The following is a 25765-nucleotide window of genomic DNA, read 5'->3' as shown; positions in this document are numbered from 1 at the left end:
GCCGATACAGAGCCGGCTGGCGAGTGGCTGGAGCGGCTCAGCCGGCGGGCTTGGCTCCAGGCCGGCTGGCGCCTGCATTTGCAAATGCGCCAGCCTGGCGTTCGGTCAGGGGTGAGGTATCGTCGGCCGCAGCCAGACATCGCTGCAGGAACCGCGCACCTTCGTCGACCCATGCCTGACACGCGTCATGGGCCTCTTCCACGCCGTCGCCACAGGCGCCGGGCATGATCATGGTCTGGGCCGGCACACCGGCCTTGCCCAGGCGCTGCGCGAAGGCTTCGCCTTCCGCGCGCAGCGTATCCTGTTCCGCGACCTGGACCAGCGTGGGCGGCAGCCCGGCCAGGCGCGAGGCCATCGCCGGCGCGGCATAGGGATGCACGCTGTCCGCCGGCGTCGGCAAGTAATCGCGATAGTTGCAGGCCATGCGCCGCAACGTTTCCATCAGCACCTGCCCGCTGCCGAAGCCCGCGCCGGATGCGTGCTGCAGGCACGGGTCGGTCACCGGCCGGATCAGCCACTGGCCGCGCGGCTGCGCGGTGCCGCGGTCGCGCAGCATCTGCGCCAGCGCGATCGCCAGATTGCCGCCGGCTTCCTCGCCCACCAATGCGAAGCGGGTCTTGTCCAGCTTCAGCCGCCGCGCATTGCGCAGCACCCACTGCACCGTGCTGTGCGCGTCCTCGGGCGCTGCCGGGAACGGGTTTTCGGGCGCCAGCGAATAGGCCGGCGTCACCACCACGGCCGGCACCGCCCTGGCCAGGTCCTGCACCAGCTTGCGCGCATGCTCCAGGCCGCCATCGACAAAGCCGCCGGCATGCAGGTACACCAGCCAGGGTAGCCACGTGGCCGCCTCGGCGCCCGGCGCGGGATAGCCCGGCGGGTAGCACACGCACACCGCGATCTCGCGGCCGTCGCTCGTTACCGTATGCTCGGCCACGCGCGGCTCGCCCTGGCCGGTGGCGGCGGGAGCGGCATTCTGGCGTTGGCCTGGCTTGTTTGGCATGGCGTCCGGCGCACGGGAAAAACAATGCGCTTGAGTGTTGCGATGCAACGGATTATGGTGATTGACGAGGATGGGATAAAGCGAGAGATCGCCAATGCACTGTTCCGGGATTGGAATAATCGAACTTCCCGCGATGACCGAAACCCCACGCGTGACAAGGTCATCGGAAATGTGATTCACTCCAGCTCCTGGCACGCACGGCGCGATTCGCAACTCTGCCCTCGTTGCGGGCGCCGCACGCCCTGACCAACCCACGCCGGCCAGCGCCCCCGCGCATCCGGCGCCAGCCAGCCGGCAGCACTCCCCCAATTACAACAACCAGCCACGCCGTGCGCGTCACGAGCGCGCGCGGCACGCCGTTCGGATCTCTCGTCGGAACCTCATCATGGACCGTCTCGTATCAATGCAGGCATTCACACGGGTCGTGGACGTCGGCAGCTTTGCGCGCGCCGCCGAATCCCTCGACCTGCCCAAGGCCACGCTGACCCGCCTGATCCAGAACCTGGAGACGCACCTCGGCGTCAAGCTGCTGCACCGGACCACGCGCCGCATCAGCGTGACCAACGATGGCGCTGCCTACTACGAACGCTGCGTGCGTATCCTCGCGGACGTGGAAGAAGCCGAGCAGTCGCTGACGCGGCAGAACAATTCACCGCGCGGCACATTGTCGGTCGACACCACCGCGCCGCTGGCCAACCTGGTCCTCGTGCCCGCATTGAATGACTTCCTGCAGGCCTACCCCGACCTGAAGCTGGAACTGACCATCAACGGCAAGCCCATCGACCTGCTGCAGGAAGGCGTCGACGTGGTGTTGCGCGTGGGGATCCCGCTGGATGAATCGATGGTGGCCCGCCGCATCGGCCACGTAAAGCTGGCGTTCTACGCCTCGCCGATCTACCTCAATCGCGCCGGCACGCCGCGCGACCTGGCCGAGCTGGCGCAGCACAAGGCGGTGAACTACCTGTCCAACCGGAACGGGCGCGAGATGCCATGGCCAATGGCACGCGGCCCGGAGCGCGGCGAGGTGCTGCTGCCCTCTGCAATCTCGACCAACGATCCGGAGGTCTACGTGGGCTGCACGCTGGAAGGCCATGGCATCGCCCGCATCTCGCGCGCCATGGCCGAGCCTTACGTTGCCAGCGGCAGGCTGGTCGAGATCATGGCCGACTGGCAGACCGACGAACTGCCGATCTCGGCGATGTATCCGCAGAACCGGCACCTTTCGGCCAAGGTGCGGGTGTTCGTCAACTGGGCGGCGGACCTGTTCTCGCGCCACCCGCATTTTGGTGCGGTACAGCAGCCCCTCGCGGTGGCGGCCTGACCTTCGCGCTGGCGCAAGCTGCAAGCGCCGGACCTCCCGAAACGTGCCGCATAGGACAAAACCGGAAGCCGCGAGCGCGTTGCCCGACCTATACTGTTTCATCCGAAATCACGACGAGAAGAGGATTCCGATGAAACAAGTGCTTATCCCCCTGGCCGCCTGCGTTGCCGCCACCGTGGTGCTGGCCGGCTGCTCCGGTTCCGGCAAGAGCGCCTCGGCCTCATCCAGCGCCACCGGCGCCAGTGCCAGCGCTTCGGCCGCATCGTCGTCGGCCACGAGCGGTGCCCGCGCCGCGGCCACGCTGCAGCCCAAGAGCGGCACCAACACCGCCGGCACCGTGACATTCCAGCAGCAGCCGGGCGGCGTGCTGATGACCGCCGCCATCACCGGACTGCCGCCGAATACTGTCCACGGCTTCCACGTGCATGAAAAAGGCGACTGTTCCGCGCCCGACGCGATGAGCGCCGGCGGCCATTTCAATCCGGGCGGCAAGCCGCATGGCCAGATGACCATGCCTGACCACCACGCCGGCGACATGAACAACCTCACCGCCGACTCCAGCGGCAATGCCAGGGTCAGCATGCTGCTGCCGTCCCTGTCGGTGGGTACCGGCGCCAACAGCGTGATCGGGCGGGCGGTGGTTGTGCACAAGGATCCGGACGACTACAAGACGCAGCCGACCGGCAATGCGGGCGGGCGCATTGCTTGCGGAGTGGTGGCGGCTTCGTAAGCGGCAAGCGTTTCGCACCCTGCTGGTGGCTTCCTCTCCCGTTCGCGGGAGAGGGTCTGGGTGGCGGACGGGGTGTGGGACGGGTGTCATTGAAGTCCGCGCGCCGGCATCGCAACGGACCGGATCAGCCAGACGCCGCCCCGGCATGGCAACATGGCGGACATTGCCGCCACGCGCGGCCCCCGCCCGCGGGACGCACCGACCACCGCCATGCCATTGCCCACAGACGCTGCGTTCGTGCCTCACCATCGCCTGCACGCCAGTTCGCTGGCGCTGTGCTGCGCCGCCCTGCTGGGCGGCTGCGCGCTGCCGCCGCTGGACCACCGCACCGAATCCACCGCCATCACTCCCACCGAGGCCGCAGCCACGCCACTGGGCCGCGCGGTCGCGGGCGCGCTGGCCGGCCACCCCGGACTCAGCGGCATCCATCCGCTGAACAACGCCCACGCCGCCTTCGCCGCGCGCATACACCTGGCGCGCACGGCGCAGCGCACGCTCGACGTGCAGTACTACATCTGGCGCAACGACCTGACCGGCACGCTGCTGCTGGAAGCGCTGCACGGGGCCGCCGACCGCGGCGTGCGCGTGCGCCTGCTGCTCGATGACAACGGCCTGTCCGGCATGGACGAGCTGCTCGCGGCCATGGACGCGCATCCGCAGGTCGAAGTGCGGATCTTCAACCCGTTCGTGCTGCGCCAGCCCAAGGCGCTCAATTTCCTGACCGATTTCCGGCGCCTGAACCGGCGCATGCACAACAAGTCGTTCACCGCCGACGGCGTCGCCACGATCATCGGCGGGCGCAATGTCGGCGACGAATATTTCGGGGCCACGGACGGCGTGCTGTTCGCCGACCTGGACGTGATTGCGATCGGTCCCGCCGCCGCCGACGTGGCGCACGACTTCGACCGCTACTGGGCCAGCGCTTCGGCATATCCGGTGGACCGGCTGGTGCCGCCGGTCAGCGTGGAGCGCCTGCACGAGCTGGCCGGCAGCGCCCGCGCCGTCGAGCAGAACCCGGCCGCCACCGCCTACGTGGCGGCGCTGCGCGAGGTGCCCGACGTGCAGCACATGCTGGACGGCACGCTGGAATTCGAGTGGGCCAAAACGCGCATCGTCAGCGACGATCCCGCCAAGGCCCTGGGCGAGGCGGGGCGCGACACGCTGGTCGCGCACCAGCTGCGCGAGATCCTGGGCGAGCCCCAGCGCGAGCTGGACCTGGTCTCGCCCTACTTCGTCCCGTCCACCGCCGGCACCGCCTACTTCTCGCAGCTGGCAGAAAAAGGCGTTGCCGTGCGCGTGCTGACCAACGCGCTGGAGGCAACTGACGTCGGCGCCGTCCATTCAGGCTATGCCAAGCGCCGCAAGGCGCTGCTGGAGGCGGGCGTGGACCTGTATGAGCTGCGGCGGTCGGCGACACCGGGCAAGAAAGAGGACCGAGCCGGCCCCTTCGGCAGTTCCGGCTCGAGCCTCCACGCCAAGACCTTTGGCGTCGATGCCAGCCGCGTGTTCGTCGGCTCGTTCAATTTCGATCCGCGCTCGGCCCACCTCAATACCGAGCTGGGCTTCGTGATCGACAGCCCGACGCTGGCCGGCCGCATCGAATCGACCTTCGCCACGGTGGTGCCGGAAGCGGCCTACCAGGTCAAGCTCGACGAGCAAGGCAAGCTGTACTGGCTGGAGCGGCGCGGCGACGAGGTGGTGCGCTACGACACCGAACCCAACACCAGCTGGTGGCGCCGCCTCGGCATCTGGTTCCTGTCGATCCTGCCGATCGAGTCGATGCTGTAGCCCGAGCCGTTCAGATCTGGTCGATCAGGCTGCGCACGATGTCGGCCAGGCGGCCGGCGCGCTGGCGGCCATTGGCGTCCAGGTCCATGGCACAGCCGCTGGCGAGCGCCTTGAGGCCGAACAGGGCATCGCCGACATCGCGCCAGCCCGGGTAATCGGTGTGGATCTTCTCCAGCGCGGCGGCGCCTGCCGCGACTTGCGCGGCGGCCGGCACATTGCCGGCCGCCAGGGCTTCCAATGCCGAGGCGGCATCGAGCAGGCCTTTGCGGTTCATGCTGCGGTCTCCCCACTATGTCTTGTCATGGCCGCCACTTGCGGGCGGCGTTGACACTGTAGCAGGATGCCGGGGCCTGTGGCCGCCGGCCGCACATGACCAAAGTGTCCGGAACACGGTCGAAACGCCACATCGGCGCCCGCGGGTGTCATGCTCCGCACACACTGGCCCGGGCCTCGGTCGCGCCCGCTCAGTTGCGGCCGATATCCTCCAGGATCCGCGTCATCAGGTACAGCCGCGGCACGATCGAATCCAGCTCGATGTACTCGTCGCGGGCGTGGTAGCCGAAACCCGCCAGGCCGAAGCTCTCCACCACCGCCGGCTTGCCCGAGCGCGCGGCATAGCTGGCGTCGGTGGCGCCACCGGTGCCTTCGGCCAGCGCCAGCGTGCGGCCGTCCAGCTCGGCGTAGATCTCCTGCGCGCGCTTGGCCAGCGCGCGGCCGCGGGCGTCGGCCACGAACGGCGGGCGGCCTTCTTCCATGGTCACCGTGGTCTGGGTGTCGGGCACCAGCTGGCCCGACCTGGCCTTGTCCTGCAGCGCGACCTTGAGCTTCTCGGCGGCACCGCTGGCAGTGGTACGCACGTCGCCGTAGGCCACCGCGCTTTCGGGGATCTGGTTGCGCACGGTACCGGCCTGCGCCTGCGTCCAGTTCAGCTGCGAGCCCGGCACCTGCGTGGCGACGTCGCGGGTCTGCTGCAGTTGGTAGGCCAGCTCGACCAGCGCATTGCGGCCGCGCTCGGGCGCGGCGCCGGCATGCGAAGCGCGGCCCTTGACCTGCATGGTGGCGGTGGCGGTGCCGGACGCGCCCAGCAGCAGCGATTCGGCCTTGACCACGTCCTTGGCGGCGGTGGGCTCGCACGACAGCACCACGTCATGCTGCGCGGCCAGCGCGGCAATGGTTTCGCCGGAGCCGACCGAACCGACCTCCTCGTCCGGGTTGAACAGCACGGTGATCTGCGCGTAGTCGCGCCAGCCCTTGTTTTTCAGGATCTCCAGCGAATGCAGGATGACCGCGATGCCGCCCTTGTCGTCGGCAATGCCGGGGCCGTAGAGGCGGTTGCCCTCCTCGCGGATCGGCTGCGTCGCCAGCGTGTTTTCCGGATAGACCGTGTCCATGTGGGCGATCAGCATGATGCGGCGCTTGCCGTTGCCCACAAACGTGCCCTTGACCATGGTGCCCGGGCCCTTGGCGACCGGCACGCGCTCCACCCTGGCGCCCAGCGCCTGCAGCCGCTTCTCGGTGTAGCTGGCCATCCGGGCCAGGCCCTGCGCATTGGCGCTGCCGGATTCGATCGACACCATCTCCTTGAGCGACTGCACCACCGCCGGATGGGCGGTGCGGGCAGCGGCCAGCAGCGCGGCATCGGGCTGGGCGGCAGCGGCCAGTTGGCCGGCGCCGGCAAGTGCCAGGGCGGCGGCGGCTGCAACGTGTCGAACGGAAAACGGCATGGAATCTCCTCGGGTTGGTTTTGTTCGGGTCTTTTCTTGCTGGTGGCCATGCCGTGTCGCAACGCCGGCGTCCACGGCACAACGGCAAGATGCTAGCCCTTGCCAGCAGGCATGGGGAGGATCAATATCGCCAATCACAATGCCGATCCCGCCACGCTGGCCCGCGATCGGACCCTGCACCAACCGCCCCCGATATGCGCGTCCCCGCTGATCCACTGGTCCCCGACACCCCCACCGCGTTCGTAACACCATTGCATGTCCGCCTGCTATGGCTGCCCCATGCGATGCCCGGCACCCTCTTCACTACGCTCGACGTGCTGCGCACCGTCGCCGGCGTGGCCAGCCTGCAGCGGCCCGATGCCGCGCCAACGCTGAGCTGGCAGCTGTGCGGCGCCAACGGTCGCACGCTGTCGGCCGACCTGCCCGGCCTGGAAGCCTCAACGCGCCGCATCCGCGCGACCGGCAGCCGCTCGCTGCTGGTGATCCCGGCGCTGCTGGCCAGCAATGCGCACCAGCTCGGCGACATCGTCCGCGGCGATACCGCCGCGCTGCGCATGGTCGAGCGCCATGTGGCAGCGGGCGGGTGGCTTGCCGCGTGCTCGTCGGGGATGCTGTTGCCACTGCAGCTCGGCCTGCTGGACGGCGCCCGCACCGGCGCGCCGTGGATGTACCAGAGCTGGATGACGCACCAGTTCCCGCGCACGGATCTCGGCGGGGACCAGGCCATGAGCGTGCACGGGCAAGTGTTCTCTTGCGTGGCCCCCGCGCTGCAGGTGGAATTCATGCTGCGCGTGCTGGGCCACCTGCACGACCCCGATCTGGCGCAGGCCGCCGCGCAGCTGATGCTGTACCAGCCCGAACGCCAGCGCAGCGTGCCGGCGCTGGTCTCGCAGCGCTGGCTAAGCCGCACGGCGGACAGCCCGGTCTACCGGGCCGTCCAGTGGCTGCAGGAACATGTGGCCGAGCCCTACCAGCTGGCCGCGGTGGCGCAGGCCGCGGCGGTCAGCGAGCGGACCCTGCTGCGGCATTTCCGGCAGGTCACCGGCATGACGCCGCTGGACTACCTGCACACGCTGCGCGTGGAGCGCGCGCGCATGCTGCTGGAGGTAACGCTGCACGGCACGCAGGCGATTGCCGAAGCCTGCGGCTACAGCGACGCGGCCGCGTTCCGGCGGCTGTTCCAGCGCATCACGGCGATGTCGATGTCGGACTATCGCGCCCGCTTCGCGCTGCGGGCGCGGCGGCGCTACTGGCGCATGGAGGATGCAGCGGCCCGGCGCGGCATGCCGGGCTAGGCCGCCGCAAGGTCAGGCGCGCAGCGAGATGTGGTTGACCACGTCCTCCACGCCTTGCACGTACCACGCGTCGCGCTCGACCTGCCGGCGCGTGTTCTCGCTGGCGACGCAGCCTTCCAGCGTGACGACGCGATTTTCGGTATGCACGCTGACCTGGGCCGCGTCGACGAAGGGATCGGTCTCCAGCACCAGCATCAGCGCCTCGGTGATCTCATCGTCGCGATCGGCTTCGGCGGGCGCCACCACCAGTTCGTTGACCACGCAGCGGCAGCCGCGCGACCACCATGCCAGCACGCCGGCCAGGCGCATGTGCGACAGGCTGATCACCTGGCCCCACAGCGTCACCGCGCCGTCGTGCGCCTCGACCTCGATCCAGCCGCTGCGCTCGCCCACGGGCTCGCGCACGGTCTCGTGCTGGCCCTTGACGCGCGCGCAGATCCTGCAGCTACGGAACTCGATGGCATTGAGCAGGCGCTCGCATACCGCATCGCGCAGTTCGCCGTCGCCGACGGCAACGCCGCCGTCTGTCACGCGCAGGTGGTCGATCACGCTGGTCACGCCGTCCACGCGCCGCAGCGCGGTGGCCGCGCGGGTCTTGTCGACGATATCGGCTACCTCGCCTTCCAGGATCAGCGCGCCGTCCGACAGCCGCAACTGGATGGTGGGATGGAGAACATGCCCCTGATAAGGCACATGCGCCAAGGCTGCGCGCGCCTGCGTCAGCACCGCTTCGCTAGTCTGCATTTTGATCGCCTCGCCCGAATGGTCTGGAGATGAAAAGACGTGCGCCCGGCCTGCGGGCGCGCCTGGCGCGGCGCCGCGGCCTCCATCACCGCCGGGGACCTGGCAACCGCTTCCTCATTATAGGGAAGCGGGCCAGGGGCGTCCGGGCTCAGGCCGGGCCCGCCTCGCGGGTGCGCGCCACTTCCTGGTTGCGCAGGATGAAGCGCTGGACCTTGCCGCTGGGGGTCTTGGGCAGCTCGGCCACGAACTCGATCTCGCGGGGATAGGAGTGGGCGGCCAGGCGCTTGCGCACATGCTGGCGCAGCGCCTCGGCCAGTTCGGGCGTGGCCGCGTGCTGCCGGTCGAGCACGACGAAGGCCTTGATCAGCTCGGTGCGCTCCGGGTCAGGCTTGCCGATCACCGCGGCCTCGACCACGGCCTGATGCTCGATCAGCGCGCTTTCCACGTCGAACGGGCCGACGCGGTAGCCCGAGGTGGTAATGACATCGTCGGCGCGGCCGATAAAGCTGATGCTGCCGTCGTCGTTGAGTTCGGCGGAGTCGCCGGTCAGGTAGTAGTGGCCGGCAAACGCGCTGGTGGGCGTGCCGTGGTAGCCGCCGAACCAGCACATCGGCGAGCGCTCCAGGTCCAGCGCCAGTGTGCCGGGCTGCCCGGCGGGCAGTTCGCGCTGTTCGTCATCGACCACGACCACGCGGTGGCCCGGACTGGCAAAGCCCGCGGCGCCCATGCGCACCGGGTGCGACAGCGCATGATGGTTGCACAGCACCATGCCGAGCTCGGTCTGGCCATAGTGGTCGTGGATCGGCGCATCCAGCTCGCTGGCAAACCAGCGGATCACTTCCGGGTTTAGCGGCTCGCCGGCACTGCTGACCGCGCGCAGCTGCCCGCGCAACTGCTCCGACACGACCTGCCCGGCGGCGATCAGCAGCCGGTACGCGGTGGGCGAGCCCGCCAGGTTGGTGATGCCGTACTTGCGGATCACGCGGCAGGTGCTTTCCACGGTGAACGGGCCGTCGTAGAAGGTGGTGGCATGCCCCAGCGACAGCGGCCCCGTCACCGCGTAGTAGAGGCCGTAGGCCCAGCCCGGATCGGCCAGGTTCCAGAACGCGTCGTCGTCGCGCAGGTCGACGGCGTCGCGCATGTAGCCGGCAAACGCGGCAATGGCCTTCAGCGGCACCAGCAGCGGCTTGGCCGGACCGGTGGTGCCCGAGGTGAACATCATCAGGAAGGGATCGTCGCCGCCGCGCATGACCGGCTCGAAGCTGGCCGGCTGGCGCGCCAGTTCGGCCCAGAAGCTGAAGTCGCCGGAGGCTGCGTCCCCGGGCGCCTCGCTGGTGCCGGCCACGGTGACGACCGGTGGCGCGCCCTCCACCTCATCGAGCTTGGGACGGTTGACGGTATCCGTGACCACCACTTTCGCGCCCGAGCTGTTGAGCCGGTGCTCGATGGCCTTGGGACCGAACGCCGTGAACAGCGGCTGGTACACCGCACCGGCGCGCCAGGTACCGAGGATGGTCACGAGCAGCTCGGCCGTGCGCGGCAGCAGCCCCGCAACGCGATCGCCCGGCTGCACGCCCCGCGCCTTCAGGAAGCCGGCAAACTGCGCCGACAGCGCCTGCAGTTCGGCATAGGTCCAGCTGCGCGCGTTGCCGTCGCGGCCTTCCCAGTACAGCGCGATGCGGCCAGCGTCGGCATGGCGGTCGCAGCATTCCACGCAGGCGTTGATCGCATCGAGGCTGCCGTGCAGTTGCCGGGCCACCGCCTCGTCATAGGAAAAGCCGTCGTAGGCCTGGGCGTAATCGCGCATGGTGTCTCCTCTATGTCAGGTATGTCCGGCTGTCCTGCCGCGGGCGCCGCCCGGGACATGGTGCCTGTTATCGTCTGTGATCGTCTGCGATCGTCGGTGCCGCGCGGCGCGGCTGCCGCAGCAGTGTGCGGCAGCGCCGTGCCGGCGGGCAATAACCGATTCCGCCAGCGCGCCTGACGGTTTTTGCCATGCGCCGGACGCAACGCGCGGTGCGCTTGACGCCATGCGGCCCGGCGCCGACGATACTACGAGGCGACAACACGGCGATCGCGGCGGAGTTTGCTCCAGGGAGGCCAGCGCATGTGCACCAACTACGCCCCGGTCCAGCGCCGGATCCTGCGCGAGATCTTCGGCGTGGAGCCGCCACCGGGCGTCTTCAAGGCCGAAACCTATCCCGACTACCTGGCGCCGATCGTGCGCGCCGCGGACGACGGCGTTCGGCATGCCGAGCTGGCGTCGTTCGGCATGGTGCCGCGGCCGCGCATCCCGCCCGGCACGCGCCGCTACGACACCACCAACGCGCGCAGCGAAACCGTTGGCGAGCGCCCGGCGTTCGCCCGCTACTGGCGGCAGGGGCAGCTGTGCCTGGTGCCGGCTACGGCGTTCTACGAGTACGCCTACCCCGAAGACGCGGTGCCGGGCGGCCCGCCCGGCAAGCCGGTGCGCTGGCGCGTCTGGCTGCCTGGCGAGACCGCCTTCGGCATCGCCGGCCTGTGGCGCGGCTGGCCCGATGCGGCCCTGTCCTTCACCATGCTGACGGTGAACTCCGCGCAGCATCCGGTGATGGAGCGCTTCCACAAGCCCGGCGATGAGAAACGTTCAGTGGTCGTGATCCCGCGCGAGCAATGGGACGACTGGCTTGCCTGCCGCGACCCCGAAGTCGCGCGCACCTTCCTGAAGCTGCTCCCCGCCGAAGCCATGCGGGCAGAACCGGCGCCCAAGATCACCGGCGCACCGATCCCGGACGCCGACTGAACCCTTCCCAGCCCGATGCCAGCCGGTGCCAGCCGGTGCCAGCCGGTGCCAGGCGGGCATCAAACGGCGCGTGCCCTCCGTCATGAGGGTGTCGGGCGATAACAATGCTGCGCATACTGCCCCGCACACCGGCCACAAGAGCCGACATCCCCGGGTCGATCATCATGCAAAACGTTGCCGCCTTGTGCGCGTATTTTTTCGGGTGCCTTGTCGCATTGCTATTTGCCGCACGCTGGATCCTGCGCAACCATCCGGCGCTGCGCGAGCGGCCGCCCGCCCCGCCCCCTTACACTGCCAGGAACGATCCGCCAGGCCCTGGCTGACCATCTAACGGGCCAAAACGCGGCTGCCAATGCCAGAAAATGCCCGCCAATTTCCGCGAATTTCTATCAACTAGCGGGAACTCATAGCATTCTGGTTTGCCATACCCTGTGGCCACAGCCGTTAGAGTGGCGCCTGCATCATATCTCCAAGCTATCATGCGTGCCTGCATTGGCACGCCCGTGCCGCCCGGCATGGCATAAGGACAAGAAAGGACACACAGGGATGGCTCCGACTTCCAACAAGCTGCCGGCATGGACCGTCGGCGCGCCGGTCGCTGCCGCGGCCACGCTCGCGCTCGCCTGGCTCATGCCCGGCCAGGGCTGGCTGATCGCGTTGGTGGCCGTGGCACTGGCCGGCGCGGTATTTGCCGCCGTGCACCACGCCGAGGTGGTTGCGCACAAGGTAGGCGAACCGTTCGGCACGCTCGTGCTGGCGATTGCCGTGACCGTGATCGAAGTGGCGCTGATCGTCTCCGTGATGCTGTCGTCCGGGCCGGAGAAAGCCGGCCTGGCGCGCGATACGGTGTTTGCCGCGGTCATGCTGATCTGCAACGGCATCGTTGGGCTATGCCTGTTCGTCGGCGGCCTGCACCACCGCGAGCAGGCGTTCCAGGCGCCCGGCGCCAATGCCGCCATGGCGGTGCTGGCGGCGCTGCTGGTGCTGACGATGGTGCTGCCCAACTACACCAGCTCGTCGCCGGGGCCGGTGCTGACGCCGGCGCAACTGGCGTTCTCGGGCGTGATGTCGCTGGTGCTGTACGGGTCGTTCGTATTCGTGCAGACCATCCGGCACCGCGACTACTTCCTGGCCGAAGGCAGTTCGGACGAGAATGTGCACGCACCGCCGCCGCCCGCGCGCGTGGCGCTGGCCAGCGGCGTGCTGCTGGTGGCTTGCCTGGTGCTGGTGGTGGGCCTGGCCAAGCTGCTGTCGCCGTCGGTCGAGGCCGCCGTGCTGAAGGCGGGTGCGCCGGCCGCGGTTGTGGGGATCGTGATTGCCGCGATGGTGCTGCTGCCCGAGGGGCTGGCGGCACTGCGCGCCGCGCGCGCGGACCGCATCCAGACCAGCCTGAACCTGGCACTCGGTTCGGCGCTGGCCAGCATCGGGCTGACCATCCCGACCGTGGCGGCGGTGTTTATCTGGATCGGCCAGCCGCTCGAACTGGGGCTGGGAGCCAAGGACATGGTGCTGCTGTTGCTGACGCTGGTGGTGTCGTCGCTGACGCTGGGCATGGGCCGCACCACGATCCTGCAGGGCGTCGTGCACCTGGTGATCCTGGCGGCCTACCTGTTCCTGTCGATCGTGCCATAGCCGGTCCGCCATCCGGATCCGCGGCGTGTTGCGGGTGGCTGCCGGGCCCTTGGCCTGGCGTCCGCGACGTCTACACTGGAACCTCCCGAGCAGGAATCCCGACCAGGGCGCGCATGCCTTGCCGCGCACGCACCGGAGAACGCCAATGCTGGAAGTCGCTGTCACCGCCGCCGACCACGCCGTCGGCCCGGATACCGCCAGGGTCACCGTCGTCGAATACGGCGACTTCGAATGCTCCTACTGCCGCATCGCCTACGGCGCCATGAAGATCCTGCTGGAGCACTATGGCCCGCGGGTGCGCTTTGTCTACCGGCACTACCCGATGGCGAACTGGCACCCGTCCGCCGAGCCGGCGGCCGAGTGCGCCGAGGCCGCGGCGGCGCAGGACCGCTTCTGGGATATGTACCGCATGCTCTACGAGCACCCGCAGGGCCTGAAGCCCGATGCCCTGCGCCAATACGCGGGCATGGCCGGCCTGGATCTCGATCGCTACGACAAGGACATGTCCACGCACCGGCACCTGCCGCGCATCCGCGCTGACCAGCACGGCGGCACGCGCTGCCGGGTGCGGGGCACGCCGTCGTTCTTCGTCAACGGCACGGTGCAGGACGTGACCTTCGGCATGGAGCGGCTGCAGCGCGCCATCGATACCGCGCTGGCAGCCTAGCCGGGCGCGTCAGAAGCGGTACGTCACGCTGCCGACCACGGTACGGCGCGCGCCGAAGTAGCAATCGCCGCGTGCCAGGCAGGTGGTCAGGAACTGCTTGTCGAACAGGTTGTTGGCGTTCAGCGCGACGCGCAGCGGACCGTGGTCGTAGGCAATCATGGCGTCATACAGCGTGACCCCGCCGACGCGATTCTGGTCGGTGCCGTCGTAGCTCGGGCCGACGTAGCGCACGCCGCCGCCCGCCACGAAGCCCGGCAGCCCGAACAGCTTGAAGCGGTAATTGGCCCACAGCGACGCCATGTTCGACGGCGTGCTGGCCAGGCGCTTGCCGACCTCGGCGGCGCTGCCTTCGATCACGCGCGCATCCAGGTACGTATAGGTCGCGATCAGGTCCAGGCGATTGGTCAGCGAGGCCAGTGCCTCGACCTCGATGCCGCGCGTGCGGGCCTCGCCCACCTGCACCTGGTCAGGAATGCCGTTGACCACGCCAGCCGTCTTGCGATTGTTCTCGCGCATGTCGAACGCCGCCACGGTCAGCGAAGCATTCTTGCCCGGCGGCTGGTACTTGATCCCCGCCTCCCACTGCGAACCGCGCAGCGGCTTGAAGGCCTGGTTGGAGCGGTTGAAGCCGGGCAGGCCCTGGAACGACTCGGTGTAGCTGACGTACGGGTTCAGGCCGATGTCCGAGCGGTACATCAGGCCGGCGCGCTTGGTCAGTTCGTTGTCTTCGCGGCTCGCCGCAGGCGTGTTGTCCTGTGCCGCGCGCGACCAGTCATAGCGCAGGCCCAGCATCAGCAGCCACTTGTTCCACGACAGCTGGTCCTGCAGGTACACGCCGGTCTGGATCTGCTTGCTGGGATTCAGGTCGCGCGTGCCAGGCAGCGTGAAATTGCCGTAGACCGGGTTGAACACATCGAGCGGCGCAGCGGTGCCGCCCACGCCCGAGCGGCCGGTGATCTCGGCATGCTGGTAGTCCATGCCGGCCAGCAGCGTGTGATCGACCGCGCCGGTGCGGAAGTTGCCTTGAGCCTGCGTGTCGACCACGAAGGAATTCAGCGTCGGCTGGTTCAGGTAGACCGTGCGGCGCATCAGCGTGCTGCTGCCGGGCACCCAGCCGTGCGTCGCGCCGGTGAAGCCAGCGGCGTAGATGCTGCGGTAGTCCACGGTGCTGTGCGAGTAGCGCAGGTTCTGGCGGACCGTCAGCGCATCGTTGACCTTGTGCTGGAACTCGTAGCCCACCGAGGTCTGTTCGGCGTTGTAGCGGTCGTAGCCCGGCTCGCTGATAAACAGGTGATCGGGAATCTGCCCGCCCGGGTTCGGATAGAGCGTGCCGCGCCACGGGAAGAAGCCGACCGAGGTCCCGCTTTCGTCGCGCTGGAAATTGGTCAGCAGCGTGAACGAGGTATCGGCATTCGGACGGTACGTCAGCGACGGCGCAATCAGGTAGCGGTTGTCCGGCACATAGTCGACCTGCGTGTCGCTGTCGCGCGCCAGCGCCACCAGCCGGTACATCCACTTGCCCTCGGCATCGAGCGGGCCGGTCAGGTCGGCCTGCACCTGTTTGCGGTTGTAGTTGCCGAACTGCACGCCGACCTCGCGCGCGGCCTCGGCCTGCGGGCGCTTGCTGACCAGGTTCAGGATGCCGCCGACCGCGCCCTGCCCGAACAGCATCGACGACGGGCCGCGCAGCACGTCGATGCGCTCCAGCCCGTAAACGTCGGCGCGCACGTTGTTGTAGAAGCCGACCTGGTTGAGCAGGCCGTCGCGGTACTGCGTGAAGTCCGTGCCGCGGAACTTGCCCCAGTCGCCGCGCGCGTCATTGCCGTACGGCCCGGCATAGACGCCGGCGGTATAGCCGATAGCCTGCTGCACCGACTGTGCCCCCTGCGCTTCCATCCGGTCGCGCGTGATCACCGTGATCGACTGCGGCGTCTCCATCACCGGCGTATCGGTCTTGGTCGCGGTGGCGCTGCGCCTGGCAACGAAGCCGTGCACCGGCCCGGTTGCGGTCTCATCCGCGCCAGAAGCACGCACGGTCACGGCCGGTAACTCGGCGGCAGCGCCCGAGGTTGCCAGGGGCGTGGATGCCGACTGGGCAAACACGCCGCCGGCATGCAGGCTCAGGGCCAGGGTAGTCAGCGAAAGGCCGCGGGGAGGCGTCAGCCGGGAGCGGGCAAAGCGCGGCCTGGCCCGGGAGATCGGATGAAAGGACATCACTCAGGAACGGGAATGTAGCGTACCGTGCACCACAAGGGCGGACGGGCTGCCAGTGGAAATTTCTTATTACGAATGCGAACAATTCGTAATTACATTCCAGATTGTAACCTGAATGTGTCAGATGCGATACATTTTCCAGGGACGCCCTAAGGGAACGGGCGCAATGGGATGGCGCAATGGGATGGCTGTCCGGCTACGGAGTCGGATCGAGCACTTTATCGTCCTGCAGCCTGCCCAGCAGGCGCCGCCCGGCCTCGATCACCGCCGCGTCGCCGTGCATCTGGTAGCGCACGATCATGCCTTCGATGCACAGCATGGCTTCCTCCGCCACCTGTACTGGCTGGCTCAGGCCGAGCCGCGTGGCGATATCGGCAACGAACGCCGCCAGCTCTTCCTTGTGTGCGGCAGCCTGTTCCGCCGCGCGGGCATCGCCGCCGGCCTCGGCGACCACGTTGATGAAGGCGCAGCCGCGGAAGTCCGCGGTGAACCAGTCTGCCAGCGCGTCGGCAATCACGTCCAGATGCGGGCGCACGGCCAGGCGGGCCTCGACGTCGCCGCGGAACCAGGCCATCCACTCGTCATGGCGCCGCTCGAGGAAAGCCAGGATCAGCTCGTTCTTGGAAGCGAAATGCCGGTACAGCGACATCTTTGCGACGCCCGATTCCGCAATGATCCGGTCGATGCCGGTGGCGCGATAACCCTCCTGGTAGAACAGGCGGGCGGCGGTGTCGAGGATGCGGTCGCGGGCGGACGGATTGGCCATGGTGGCGCGGCGAAAGACTGGTGGGAATCGGCAACGGGCCGGCGGCATTTCCTCGCCGCCGGCCGCTTGCGCCAATACTATGACAGACAGACCTGTCTAGCAATCACGGGCCACGGTCATGCGGCAAGCCTGGCCGCCGCGTCGCGCAGCGCCGTGCGCAGCCCCTCTTCCACCACCGGGTGGTAGAACGGCATGGCCAGCATCTGCTCGATGGTCATGCCCTGCTGGTACGACCACGCCAGCAAGTGTGCGATGTTTTCCGCACGCGGGCCGATCCATTCCGCGCCCAGGAAACGACCGCTCGCCTTGTCCGCGTAGACATGCATCAGCCCGCGGTTCTTCAGCATCACCCGGCTGCGGCCCTGGTCTTCGAAGCTGACTTCGCCGGTGACGAAGCTGCCTTCCCCGCGTTGCACCAGGTCAGCGTAGCGCTGGCCGACCATCGCGATCTGCGGGTCGGAGAACACCACCGCCAGCGGCGCCCGGCGCGCCAGCCGCTTTACCTGCGGATAGCTCACGGCGTTCTCGCCGGCGGCCTTGCCCTCGTCCGCGGCTTCGTGCAGCAGCGGCAGGATGTTGTTGGCGTCGCCGGCGATAAACACCGGCGCATTGCCGCACTGGAGCGTTTCGGGATCGAACACCGGCACGCCGCGCTGGTCCAGCTCCAGACCGGTGTTTTCCAGGCCCAGTCCGCGCACGTTCGGCTCGCGGCCAGTGGCGGCCAGCGCGTAGTCGAAGCGCTCGGTCACGCTGCGGCCTTCGCGGTCGGCATAGGTCACCACCACCTGGTCGCCGTCGCGGCCCATTTCACTCACCCTGGCATCCGGGTCGAGGTAGAAGTCATCGTTGAAGGCCTTTGCGGCATAGGCGCGAATCGCCGGATCGGTCAGCGGCCCGAGCGAACCGCTGACGCCGAACACGCGCACCCGCACGCCGAGGCGCGACAGCGCTTGCCCAAGCTCCAGCCCGATCACGCCCGGCCCGAACACCACCACGCTGCCCGGCAGGTCTTCCCATGCGAACACATCGTCATTGACGATCAGGCGGTCGCCAAAAGCCTTGAATGGTGCCGGCAGCGAAGGTTTGGATCCGGTGGCAATGACTACGCGGCTGGCGCGCACGGTCGTGTGGCCGTCCACTTCCAGCGTGGTGTTGTCGATAAAGCGGGCGTAGCCGCGGAGCCGGTCGGATTCGGGGATGTTCTCCACGCCGCGCACGACAAAGCCGACAAAGCGGTCGCGCTCGCCGCGCACGCGGGCCATGACCTCGCGGCCCTCGATGCGCACCTGGCCGTCCACGTGCACGCCGAACGGCGCAGTGTGGCGCAGTTCGTTCGCGGCCTCGGCGGCGGCGATCAGCAGCTTCGAAGGCATGCAGCCGACGCGGGCGCAGGTGGTGCCGTATGGGCCGCCTTCGATGATCACGGCGCGCTTGCCGGCGGCGATCGCAGCCCGGTAGGCAGCAAGGCCGGCGGTGCCTGCGCCGATCACGGCGACGTCGGTCTGGATGGTAGTCATGGCGTGCGGTTCCTTGGTTGTCATGGCGTGAATCAGAGGTCAATCAACGGGCTGGATGGCACCGCCCTGCCCCTTGCCAGCAAACGCGGGCAAGGCGGTGCCATCGGGTCCGGCGACTGCCGGTCCGCGCAAGCGGAAAAGAAGGGATCTGAGCGGCTTAGCTGGTCACTAAGCTGGTCACTAATCTGGCCACTTAGCTGGCCAGGTACGTCTGCAGCGCGTCGGCGCCGCCGACCAGCTTGCCGTTGATGAAGACCTGCGGCGCGGTCATCTCGCCCGACACGGCGCCCAGCACCTTGCCGCGCACCTTGTTGTCCAGCGGCACGTCGATGTAGTCGAAGCCGTTGTCGTCCAGCAGCTGCTTGGCCTTGGCGCAGAACGAGCAGCCGACCTTCGAGAACACCACCACCTGGTCAGGCCTGCGCGCACCCGGGGCAATGTGGTTCAGCATGGTGTCGGCGTCGGAAACCTTGAACGGGTCGCCCGGCTCTTCCGGCTCGATGAACATCTTCTCGACCACGCCGTCGCGCACCAGCATCGAATAGCGCCAGCTGCGCTTGCCGAAGCCCAGGTCGGCCTTGTCCACCAGCATGCCCATGCCTTCGGTGAATTCACCGTTGCCGTCGGGAATCATGGTGATGTTTTCGGACTCCTGGTCCTTGGCCCATTCGTTCATCACGAAGGTATCGTTGACCGACACGCACAGGATGTCGTCGACGCCGTGTTTGGCGAACACCGGCGCCAGTTCGTTGTAGCGCGGCAGGTGGGTGGACGAACACGTCGGCGTGAAGGCGCCCGGCAGCGAGAACACGACCACGGTCTTGCCGTTGAACAGCTCGCCGGTGGTGACGGTCTTCCACTCGTTGTCTTCACGGACGCGGAACGAAACATTGGGAACGCGTTGGCCTTCACGGGATTGCAGCATCGGAATCACTCCTTGGTCTGGGTCAGTCGGTTGTTTCGGCTGCGTGTTGCAGCGAAGGCCTCATTCTGTCGATCGGGATGTGATTTGTACAATTCATCGTTTCAAACGAACCAATTGCCATTAACTATCAATGCAGCATAGGAACCCTCTATTGCGGCCTGGGACACACCGCACGCGCGCATTCCACGGCATATTTCTTCGGCAAACCCTGGCGGGTGCCCTATCATGCGGCATCCAACCTGACACCCTCTTCGCAATGACCCCAACTTGCCGCCCGCACCACCGGCCGACGCCACGCCGGTGGGCTGTACTGCTTGCGCTATCGCTGCTGATCGCGCACCCGGGGCAGGCGCAAACCCTGAAGAAGCCGGCGCTTGACGCGCTGGTCAGCAGCCCCCGCACCGCCGCGACGGCCGACCTGCAGGCCTTCATGGCCGCCGCCGCCAAGGTCGAGCCGGCGGCCGCCCCGGCCGTGGCCGCCTGGCAAGCCAAGGCGCCGCTGGCCGGCGACAACCTGGTCAATATCGGCCGCCTGCTGGGCGTCTACAACCGCGTCCGCAACGAGGCGGCGGTGATCGACACCATCGGCAAGATGGTGGCGTTGCGTACCGTGCGCGATGAAAAGATCGCCCAGCACGACAACCCCGCCATTGTGGAGTTCGGCAAGCTGGTGGAAGGCATGGCGCGCGACTTCGGGCTGGCCTACCGCAACGTGGACAACCGCGTGTTCGAAGTCACGCTGCCTGGCGGCGGCAAGGACACCTTTGGCATCCTGACGCATGCCGACGTGGTGCCGGCCGTGGCCGAGGAATGGGTGCTGGACGACGGCACCCGCCTCGACCCGTTCCGGCTGACACGGGTCGGCGATACGCTCTACGGGCGCGGCACCATCGACGACAAGGGCTCGATCGCCGCCGTGCTGTATGCGATGAAGACCGTCAAGGAAAGCGGCGTGCCACTGGAACGCACCATCCGCCTGATGATCGAGACCACCGAGGAAACCGGCGGCGACGGCATGAAGTACTACCGCCAGCACACCACGCTGCCGGAGTACAACATCGTGCTCGACAGCAAGTACCCGGCCGTGGTCGCGGAGAAAGGCGCCGGCACCCTGACGGTCTCGTTCGGAATCAAGTCGGCCGACGGCAAGGCCGAACGCGGCAGGGCAGACAGCAAGGGCCCCGCCATCGTGGCCATGCGCGGCGCCGCCTCGGCCAATGCCATTCCCGAGACCGCCACCGCGCGCATTGCCGGCGGCGATGCCGCCGCCGTGGCCGCGGCGCTCGAACAGGCGAAGGCGGATTTCGTGCGTCGCTACGCGCCGCGCGGCAAGTTCTCGATCGATGTGAAGCGCGAGGGCGATGAAGTCGAAGTCAAGGTCACCGGCGCATCCGCGCACGGCTCGCGCCCGGAAGAAGGCGTCAACCCGTTGCCGCGGCTGGCGCTGTTCCTGCAGGCCAGCGGCGTGCGCTTTGCCGACAACCACTACCTGAACGCGGTGCGCTACCTGAACGACCTGTACGGGCTGGACTACCTCGGCAACAAGATGGAAGTGGCATATCGCGATGCCTTCATGGGGCCGCTGACGATGTCGCCCACGCTGGTGCGCGAGCGCGGCGAGTATGTCGACGTCGTCACCAACGTGCGCATGCCGCGCGGGCGCACGCCCGACGAACTGGGCGCCCGCATCACCAAACGCATCTTCGGCTGGGCCGCGACGCACGGGCCGGTGGAGATCAAGTACGACCAGGGCAACTGGATGGCGCGCGACCCCAAGGGCGCCTGGCTGTCCACGCTGCTGAATATCTTTGGCGACACTACCGGACTGGAAGCCAAGCCGGTCGCGACCGCGGGCAGCACCACCGCCAAGCTGATGCCCAATGCGATCAACTTCGGGCCGGCGATGCCGGGCAAGAAGTACACCGCGCACAATGCGCGCGAGTACAAGGAAGTGGCCGATCTGAACCTCGACATGCAGATGTTCACGGAAATGCTGGTGCGGATCGGCAACCTGGACAAGATGCAGTAGCGCTGGCTTAGCCCTGGTTCCCTCTCCCGCGTGCGGGAGAGGGCAAAACAACAGCGGTTTTTTCGCTTACAACCCCAGTTCGCTCAGTCCCGGATGCCCGTCCGGACGCCGCCCCAGCGGCCAGTGGAACTTGCGGTCCGCCTCGCGGATCGGCGCATCGTTGATGCAGGCGAAACGGCGCCGCATCAGTCCCGCCTCATCGAATTCCCAGTTCTCGTTGCCATACGACCGGTACCAGTTGCCGGAATCGTCGTGCCATTCATAGGCAAAGCGCACCGCGATGCGGTTGCCGTCGTGCGCCCATAGCTCCTTGATCAGGCGGTAATCCAGTTCCTTCTGCCACTTGCGCTGCAGGAAGGCGACGATATCCGCGCGGCCATTGGCAAACTCGGCGCGGTTGCGCCAGGCGCTGTCGACGGTATAGGCCAGCGCCACGCGCTCCGGGTCGCGGCTGTTCCAGCCGTCTTCGGCGGCGCGGACCTTGGCGACCGCGGAATCGTGGGTGAACGGCGGCAGTGGCGGGCGGATTTCGGGTTGGGCGGACATCGGGTTTCTCCTGCAAGGCGAAGGGTGGTTGGTTTTGGCGGCCTGTGCCCTCGGGCATCGACAACGCGCCAGACAATGATACAGACCTGTCTCATTATTTGTAGACAGATCTGTCTTGTCAAGGCAATTTCTCGTGCAGAATTCAAAAGCAAGACCCGGAGTGCCACGGCCGCTTGCCAGGCCTAAAGTGGGCACCATGCAAGCCAACAGCGGAGAACGGCAGTGACGATCAAGCAGGCACAGCGCCCCCAGGCACGCGCGATGACAGTTGGCGGACCGCGCCGCCCCGTGCCGGCATCGCAGGAAATCCAGCGCCAGCCGGCACCGCAAGCGGCCATTGGCGCGCGCGTCGATGGCATCGACTGGGCCACGCTGGAGAGCGAGCTGGACGCCTATGGCTGCGCCGCCATCCGAGGCCTGCTGGCCGAAGCGGAATGCCGGGCGCTCGCCGCGCGCTACGAGCAGGACGGGCTGTACCGTTCGCGCATCGTGATGGCACGGCATGGCTTCGGCCAGGGCGAGTACAAGTACTTCGCCTATCCCTTGCCCGACATCGTCGGCGCCTTGCGCATGGCGCTGTACCCGCGACTGGTGCCCGTTGCGAACCGCTGGAACGCCGCGATGGGCATCGACACCCGCTTTCCGGCCGCGCACGCGGACTACCTGGCGCGTTGCCACCAGGCCGGCCAGGCGCGTCCCACGCCGCTGCTGCTGCGCTACGGCCCCGGCGACTACAACTGCCTGCACCAGGACCTGTACGGCGAGCATGTGTTTCCCCTGCAGGTGGCGGTGCTGCTGTCCGAGCCCGGACGCGATTTCACCGGCGGCGAGTTCGTGATGACCGAGCAGCGCCCGCGCATGCAGTCGCGCGCCGAAGTGGTGTCGCTGCGCCAGGGCGATGCGGTGGTGTTCGCCGTCAGCCAGCGGCCCGTGCAGGGCAGCCGCGGCAGCTACCGGGTCAACCTGCGACATGGCGTCAGCCGGCTGCATGCGGGCCAGCGCTACACGCTCGGCATCATCTTCCACGACGCCAGTTGAGGATCGACATGCCTGCATCCATGCCAGGGCCGCGCCGGAACACCGGCGACGCCACCACCATTGAAAACGACCCGCGCTGGGCGCGCGTGCTCGCGCGCGATCCCGCCGCCGACGGCAGCTTCGTCTACGCGGTCAAGACCACCGGCGTCTATTGCCTGCCCAGCAGCCCGTCGCGGCTGCCGCACCCCGCCAACGTCGAGTTCTTCGACAACGCCTCGGCGGCCGAAGCCGCAGGCTACCGGCCAAGCCGCCGCGCCGCGCCGCCAGCGCTGGCCGCACAGCACGCCGCCATGGTGGCCGACGCATGCCGCCGCATCGAGGCCGCCGACACCTTGCCCGCGCTGCCCGAACTGGCGCGCGCCGCCGGCGTCAGCCCCTACCACTTCCACCGGCTGTTCAAGGCCGCCACCGGCCTGACTCCGCGCGCCTACGCGGCCGCGCACCGCGCCAGCAAGCTGCGCACGCAACTGGGCAGCAGCGAATCGGTGACGGAGGCGATCTACGATGCCGGCTTCGGCTCCAACAGCCGCTTCTACGAGACCGCGGACGCGGTGCTCGGCATGACGCCGTCGCGCTACCGCGCCGGCGGCGCAGGCACCGATATCCGGTTCGCCATTGGCCAGTCCGCGCTGGGAGCGATCCTGGTCGCGCAGAGCGACCGCGGCGTCTGCGCGATCCTGCTGGGCGACGATCCGCAGGCTCTGCTGCAGGATCTGCAGGACCAGTTCCCGCGCGCCAACCTGATCGGCGGCGACGCCCGGTTCGAGCAACTGGTGGCGCAGGTGGTCGGCTTTGTCGAGGCGCCATCGACCGGTCTGGCGCTGCCGCTGGACGTGCGCGGCACCGCCTTCCAGCAGCGCGTCTGGCAGGCGCTGCAAGAGATCCCGCCCGGCAGCACCGCCAGCTATGCCGAGATCGCGGCCCGTATCGGCGCGCCGCGGGCGGTACGCGCGGTGGCGCAGGCCTGCGCGGCGAACCACCTGGCGGTGGCGATTCCGTGCCATCGCGTGGTGCGCAGCGATGGCGGCCTGTCAGGCTACCGCTGGGGCGTGGCGCGCAAGCGCGACTTGCTTGCGCGCGAAGCGAAAGGCTGAAGCCTGCGCTATCGGGCCGCCGCCAGCCGGACCTTCGCCAGGTAGTCGTGGATCTGCGCCACCACGGCAGCGCCCTCGCCCACCGCGGCCGCTACGCGCTTGGTCGAGCCCGAGCGCACGTCGCCGATGGCGAAGACACCCGGCACGCTGGTCTGCAGCGGATACGGCACCGCTGCCGCGCAGCCAAGTTCGCCGCCTCCTGTGCGCACGAAGCCCTTGTCGTCGACCTCGACATGGCAGGTGCGCAGCCAGCCCGCGTTGGGGTCCGCGCCGATGAACAGGAACAGGTGGCGCACGTCCATTTCCACCGGCGTGGGGCTTTCGCCAGGCGCGTCGTAGCGCACCCGCGACAACCAGCCGTTGCCCGTCAGCGCGGTGATGTGCGCATGGGTATGCAGCGTGAGATTGGGCAGTGAACCGATGCGGTCGATCAGGTAGCGCGACATGGTCGCGGCCAGCCCGGGTCCGCGCACCAGCATATGCACGTGCGCGGCGTTCGACGCCAGGTAGACTGCCGCCTGCCCGGCCGAGTTGCCACCGCCGACCAGCATCGCGGACTCGTTGCGGCACAGCTTGGCTTCCACCGGCGAAGCCCAATAGTAAACGCCGCGCCCTTCGAAGCGCTCCAGCGACTCGATGCCGGGCCGCCGGTATTGCGCGCCGGTGGCGATCACCACGGTATGGGTCGGAATCATGCGTCCGTCGACAAGCTCCAGCCGGATCGGATCGGTGCCGCAATGCAGGGCCTTCACTTCCAGCGGGATGGCGATATGCGCGCCGAACTTCAGCGCCTGCACGAAGGCGCGTCCGGCCAGCGCCTGCCCGGATATGCCGGTGGGAAAGCCCAGATAGTTCTCGATGCGCGCGCTGGCGCCAGCCTGGCCGCCAGGCGAGCGGCAGTCGAACACCGCGACCGACAGCCCTTCGGATGCCGCATACACCGCCGTCGCCAGGCCGGCCGGCCCCGCGCCCACCACGATCACGTCATAGACGTGGTCCGGATCGAACTCCGGCAGCAACCCCAGGCATGACGCCAGCTGGCCCTCGTCCGGCGCGCGCAGCACGCGGCCGTCGGGGCAGATCACCAGCGGGAAGTCGCTCGCGGGCGCGTGAGCGTACTCGAGCAGCAGCGAGCAATCGCCATCCACGTCCATGTCGATCACGGTATGCGGATAGCCGTTGCGCCGCAGAAACGCCTGCAGCGCCAGCAGCAGCGGCTCGGTGCCGTGGCCGACCAGGACCGGGCCGCTGCCGGACTCGATCAGGCCGACGCGGCGCAGGATCAGCGCGCGCATGATGCGCTCGCCCAGCTCGGCCTCGGCCACCAGCAGCGCGCGCAGGCGCTCGGGTGCGATCGCGTAGCCGTCGGTGTCGCTCACGGCGACGCCGTCGACCAGTGCCGGCCGGCCGCTGAGCGTGCCCACCTCGGCCAGGAAGTGGCCCGGTCCCTGTTCGGTGATCGTGTGCTCGCGGCCCAGCCCGTCGCGGCGCACGATGCGCACGCAGCCGCTGGTGACGAGATACATGCCGCGCCCGGTCTGGCCGATCGAGAACAGCTTCTCGCCGGCGCGCCAGCGCTGCGGCGTGCCGAAGCGCTGCACCCGTGCCATGTCTTCGGCGCCAAGCTGCGGGAACATCTGGTGCCAGCGCGACTCCAGCGTGGAGTACGGCGCTTCCAGGCCGGCGACGTCAGGCGTTGCGCCCGCGCTGCCAGCCTCGTCATCGGTGGCACCCGTTGCCATCGCTTCCGCCTGCAAAATCGCCATGTTGGCCCCCCTGTAGTCAATGCGCGCACAGCCAGTGCGGCGCGGCGCGGCCTCTCGATAGTAGACGGCACGCCGCAGAATGCGAGGGACGAACCGGGCGCAAGCAGCGGCGCTGCGGCGTTGGCATGGCATAGTTGCGCCTGGCGCTGCCTTGCGCTTGAATGGGAGCGCGCTGCCAGGCCGGCAG

General features: G+C 68.3%; 21 protein-coding genes. 10 read left to right on the top strand and 11 right to left on the bottom strand.

What is annotated here, in order from left to right; all coding sequences use genetic code 11:
• Nucleotides 1-37: 37 nt before the first annotated feature.
• Nucleotides 38-1000: an alpha/beta hydrolase gene (locus VSR71_RS13025; RefSeq protein ID WP_342914270.1), complete on the bottom strand. Its 963-nt coding sequence runs from the start codon at nt 998-1000 to the stop codon at nt 38-40.
• A 385-nt stretch (nt 1001-1385) separates the two neighbouring features.
• Here VSR71_RS13025 and VSR71_RS13020 point away from each other — a divergent pair, with 385 nt between their 5' ends.
• From VSR71_RS13020 to VSR71_RS13010, 3 genes are all read left to right on the top strand, one after another.
• Nucleotides 1386-2321, top strand: coding sequence for a LysR family transcriptional regulator (locus VSR71_RS13020; RefSeq protein ID WP_342914269.1), 936 nt, complete (start codon nt 1386-1388; stop codon nt 2319-2321).
• 130 nt (nt 2322-2451) lie between these two features.
• A complete protein-coding gene (locus VSR71_RS13015) occupies nt 2452-3051 on the top strand; it encodes a superoxide dismutase family protein (protein WP_342914268.1) in 600 nt (199 codons plus the stop codon).
• Between the two features lie 210 nt (nt 3052-3261).
• Nucleotides 3262-4839, top strand: a complete 1578-nt coding sequence (locus VSR71_RS13010) for a phospholipase D family protein (protein ID WP_342914267.1) — start codon at nt 3262-3264, stop codon at nt 4837-4839.
• A 10-nt stretch (nt 4840-4849) separates the two neighbouring features.
• On the opposite strand, the gene VSR71_RS13005 is transcribed toward VSR71_RS13010, so the two are convergent.
• Nucleotides 4850-5113, bottom strand: a complete 264-nt coding sequence (locus VSR71_RS13005; RefSeq protein WP_342914266.1) for a hypothetical protein — start codon at nt 5111-5113, stop codon at nt 4850-4852.
• Nucleotides 5114-5303: 190 nt separating this feature from the next.
• Nucleotides 5304-6563 (bottom strand): M20/M25/M40 family metallo-hydrolase, encoded by a 1260-nt coding sequence (locus VSR71_RS13000; RefSeq protein ID WP_342914265.1) that lies wholly within the window; start codon nt 6561-6563, stop codon nt 5304-5306.
• Nucleotides 6564-6847: 284 nt separating this feature from the next.
• On the opposite strand from VSR71_RS13000, the gene VSR71_RS12995 reads away from it, so the two are divergent.
• Nucleotides 6848-7858 (top strand): helix-turn-helix domain-containing protein, encoded by a 1011-nt coding sequence (locus VSR71_RS12995; RefSeq protein ID WP_342914264.1) that lies wholly within the window; start codon nt 6848-6850, stop codon nt 7856-7858.
• A 12-nt stretch (nt 7859-7870) separates the two neighbouring features.
• Here VSR71_RS12995 and VSR71_RS12990 read toward each other — a convergent pair whose 3' ends face one another.
• Both VSR71_RS12990 and VSR71_RS12985 read right to left on the bottom strand, forming a co-directional pair.
• Nucleotides 7871-8602: a BON domain-containing protein gene (locus VSR71_RS12990; RefSeq protein ID WP_342914263.1), complete on the bottom strand. Its 732-nt coding sequence runs from the start codon at nt 8600-8602 to the stop codon at nt 7871-7873.
• 148 nt (nt 8603-8750) lie between these two features.
• Complete coding sequence (locus VSR71_RS12985; protein WP_342914262.1) at nt 8751-10409, bottom strand: AMP-binding protein; 1659 nt, start codon at nt 10407-10409, stop codon at nt 8751-8753.
• Nucleotides 10410-10709: 300 nt separating this feature from the next.
• On the opposite strand from VSR71_RS12985, the gene VSR71_RS12980 reads away from it, so the two are divergent.
• From VSR71_RS12980 to VSR71_RS12970, 3 genes are all read left to right on the top strand, one after another.
• A complete protein-coding gene (locus VSR71_RS12980; RefSeq protein ID WP_342914261.1) occupies nt 10710-11384 on the top strand; it encodes an SOS response-associated peptidase in 675 nt (224 codons plus the stop codon).
• A 546-nt stretch (nt 11385-11930) separates the two neighbouring features.
• Nucleotides 11931-13016 (top strand): ionic transporter y4hA, encoded by a 1086-nt coding sequence (locus VSR71_RS12975; protein WP_342914260.1) that lies wholly within the window; start codon nt 11931-11933, stop codon nt 13014-13016.
• A 145-nt stretch (nt 13017-13161) separates the two neighbouring features.
• Nucleotides 13162-13683, top strand: coding sequence for a DsbA family protein (locus tag VSR71_RS12970; protein WP_342914259.1), 522 nt, complete (start codon nt 13162-13164; stop codon nt 13681-13683).
• A gap of 9 nt (nt 13684-13692) precedes the next feature.
• Here VSR71_RS12970 and VSR71_RS12965 read toward each other — a convergent pair whose 3' ends face one another.
• The 4 genes from VSR71_RS12965 to VSR71_RS12950 form a co-directional block, all read right to left on the bottom strand.
• Nucleotides 13693-15897, bottom strand: a complete 2205-nt coding sequence (locus tag VSR71_RS12965) for a TonB-dependent siderophore receptor (protein WP_342914258.1) — start codon at nt 15895-15897, stop codon at nt 13693-13695.
• Between the two features lie 196 nt (nt 15898-16093).
• A complete protein-coding gene (locus VSR71_RS12960) occupies nt 16094-16663 on the bottom strand; it encodes a helix-turn-helix domain-containing protein (protein ID WP_342914257.1) in 570 nt (189 codons plus the stop codon).
• A 116-nt stretch (nt 16664-16779) separates the two neighbouring features.
• The gene (locus VSR71_RS12955) at nt 16780-18180 is read right to left on the bottom strand and encodes a dihydrolipoyl dehydrogenase (RefSeq protein ID WP_342914256.1); all 1401 of its coding nucleotides are present in this window, start codon (nt 18178-18180) and stop codon (nt 16780-16782) included.
• Between the two features lie 193 nt (nt 18181-18373).
• On the bottom strand, nt 18374-19105 hold the full coding sequence (locus VSR71_RS12950; protein WP_342914255.1) for a glutathione peroxidase: 732 nt from the start codon (nt 19103-19105) through the stop codon (nt 18374-18376).
• A gap of 256 nt (nt 19106-19361) precedes the next feature.
• On the opposite strand from VSR71_RS12950, the gene VSR71_RS12945 reads away from it, so the two are divergent.
• Nucleotides 19362-21134, top strand: coding sequence for a dipeptidase (locus VSR71_RS12945; protein ID WP_342914254.1), 1773 nt, complete (start codon nt 19362-19364; stop codon nt 21132-21134).
• Between the two features lie 66 nt (nt 21135-21200).
• On the opposite strand, the gene VSR71_RS12940 is transcribed toward VSR71_RS12945, so the two are convergent.
• On the bottom strand, nt 21201-21680 hold the full coding sequence (locus VSR71_RS12940) for a nuclear transport factor 2 family protein (RefSeq protein WP_342914253.1): 480 nt from the start codon (nt 21678-21680) through the stop codon (nt 21201-21203).
• Nucleotides 21681-21941: 261 nt separating this feature from the next.
• Here VSR71_RS12940 and VSR71_RS12935 point away from each other — a divergent pair, with 261 nt between their 5' ends.
• Entirely contained in the window at nt 21942-22718 is a 777-nt protein-coding gene (locus VSR71_RS12935) for a 2OG-Fe(II) oxygenase (protein ID WP_342914373.1), read from the top strand.
• 8 nt (nt 22719-22726) lie between these two features.
• Nucleotides 22727-23812 (top strand): bifunctional DNA-binding transcriptional regulator/O6-methylguanine-DNA methyltransferase Ada, encoded by a 1086-nt coding sequence (ada, locus tag VSR71_RS12930; protein ID WP_342914252.1) that lies wholly within the window; start codon nt 22727-22729, stop codon nt 23810-23812.
• A gap of 8 nt (nt 23813-23820) precedes the next feature.
• Here the strand turns inward: ada and VSR71_RS12925 are convergent, their stop codons facing one another.
• A complete protein-coding gene (locus VSR71_RS12925; protein ID WP_342914251.1) occupies nt 23821-25578 on the bottom strand; it encodes an FAD-dependent oxidoreductase in 1758 nt (585 codons plus the stop codon).
• Nucleotides 25579-25765 lie beyond the last annotated feature (187 nt).

The sequence above is a fragment of the Cupriavidus oxalaticus genome, assembly GCF_038900635.1.
GTDB lineage: Bacteria > Pseudomonadota > Gammaproteobacteria > Burkholderiales > Burkholderiaceae > Cupriavidus > Cupriavidus oxalaticus_B.
The sequence above is the reverse complement of the archived record's forward strand: the minus strand, read 5'-3'. Positions and strand labels throughout refer to the sequence as shown.

What these genes read in the sequence shown, in the direction of transcription:
- VSR71_RS13025 (WP_342914270.1), bottom strand. Translation starts at nt 1,000, where the DNA reads ATGCCAAACAAGCCAGGCCAACGCCAGAATGCCGCTCCCGCCGCCACC.
- VSR71_RS13020 (WP_342914269.1), top strand. Translation starts at nt 1,386, where the DNA reads ATGGACCGTCTCGTATCAATGCAGGCATTCACACGGGTCGTGGACGTC.
- VSR71_RS13015 (WP_342914268.1), top strand. Translation starts at nt 2,452, where the DNA reads ATGAAACAAGTGCTTATCCCCCTGGCCGCCTGCGTTGCCGCCACCGTG.
- VSR71_RS13010 (WP_342914267.1), top strand. Translation starts at nt 3,262, where the DNA reads ATGCCATTGCCCACAGACGCTGCGTTCGTGCCTCACCATCGCCTGCAC.
- VSR71_RS13005 (WP_342914266.1), bottom strand. Translation starts at nt 5,113, where the DNA reads ATGAACCGCAAAGGCCTGCTCGATGCCGCCTCGGCATTGGAAGCCCTG.
- VSR71_RS13000 (WP_342914265.1), bottom strand. Translation starts at nt 6,563, where the DNA reads ATGCCGTTTTCCGTTCGACACGTTGCAGCCGCCGCCGCCCTGGCACTT.
- VSR71_RS12995 (WP_342914264.1), top strand. Translation starts at nt 6,848, where the DNA reads ATGCCCGGCACCCTCTTCACTACGCTCGACGTGCTGCGCACCGTCGCC.
- VSR71_RS12990 (WP_342914263.1), bottom strand. Translation starts at nt 8,602, where the DNA reads ATGCAGACTAGCGAAGCGGTGCTGACGCAGGCGCGCGCAGCCTTGGCG.
- VSR71_RS12985 (WP_342914262.1), bottom strand. Translation starts at nt 10,409, where the DNA reads ATGCGCGATTACGCCCAGGCCTACGACGGCTTTTCCTATGACGAGGCG.
- VSR71_RS12980 (WP_342914261.1), top strand. Translation starts at nt 10,710, where the DNA reads ATGTGCACCAACTACGCCCCGGTCCAGCGCCGGATCCTGCGCGAGATC.
- VSR71_RS12975 (WP_342914260.1), top strand. Translation starts at nt 11,931, where the DNA reads ATGGCTCCGACTTCCAACAAGCTGCCGGCATGGACCGTCGGCGCGCCG.
- VSR71_RS12970 (WP_342914259.1), top strand. Translation starts at nt 13,162, where the DNA reads ATGCTGGAAGTCGCTGTCACCGCCGCCGACCACGCCGTCGGCCCGGAT.
- VSR71_RS12965 (WP_342914258.1), bottom strand. Translation starts at nt 15,897, where the DNA reads ATGTCCTTTCATCCGATCTCCCGGGCCAGGCCGCGCTTTGCCCGCTCC.
- VSR71_RS12960 (WP_342914257.1), bottom strand. Translation starts at nt 16,663, where the DNA reads ATGGCCAATCCGTCCGCCCGCGACCGCATCCTCGACACCGCCGCCCGC.
- VSR71_RS12955 (WP_342914256.1), bottom strand. Translation starts at nt 18,180, where the DNA reads ATGACTACCATCCAGACCGACGTCGCCGTGATCGGCGCAGGCACCGCC.
- VSR71_RS12950 (WP_342914255.1), bottom strand. Translation starts at nt 19,105, where the DNA reads ATGCTGCAATCCCGTGAAGGCCAACGCGTTCCCAATGTTTCGTTCCGC.
- VSR71_RS12945 (WP_342914254.1), top strand. Translation starts at nt 19,362, where the DNA reads ATGACCCCAACTTGCCGCCCGCACCACCGGCCGACGCCACGCCGGTGG.
- VSR71_RS12940 (WP_342914253.1), bottom strand. Translation starts at nt 21,680, where the DNA reads ATGTCCGCCCAACCCGAAATCCGCCCGCCACTGCCGCCGTTCACCCAC.
- VSR71_RS12935 (WP_342914373.1), top strand. Translation starts at nt 21,942, where the DNA reads ATGACAGTTGGCGGACCGCGCCGCCCCGTGCCGGCATCGCAGGAAATC.
- ada (WP_342914252.1), top strand. Translation starts at nt 22,727, where the DNA reads ATGCCTGCATCCATGCCAGGGCCGCGCCGGAACACCGGCGACGCCACC.
- VSR71_RS12925 (WP_342914251.1), bottom strand. Translation starts at nt 25,578, where the DNA reads ATGGCGATTTTGCAGGCGGAAGCGATGGCAACGGGTGCCACCGATGAC.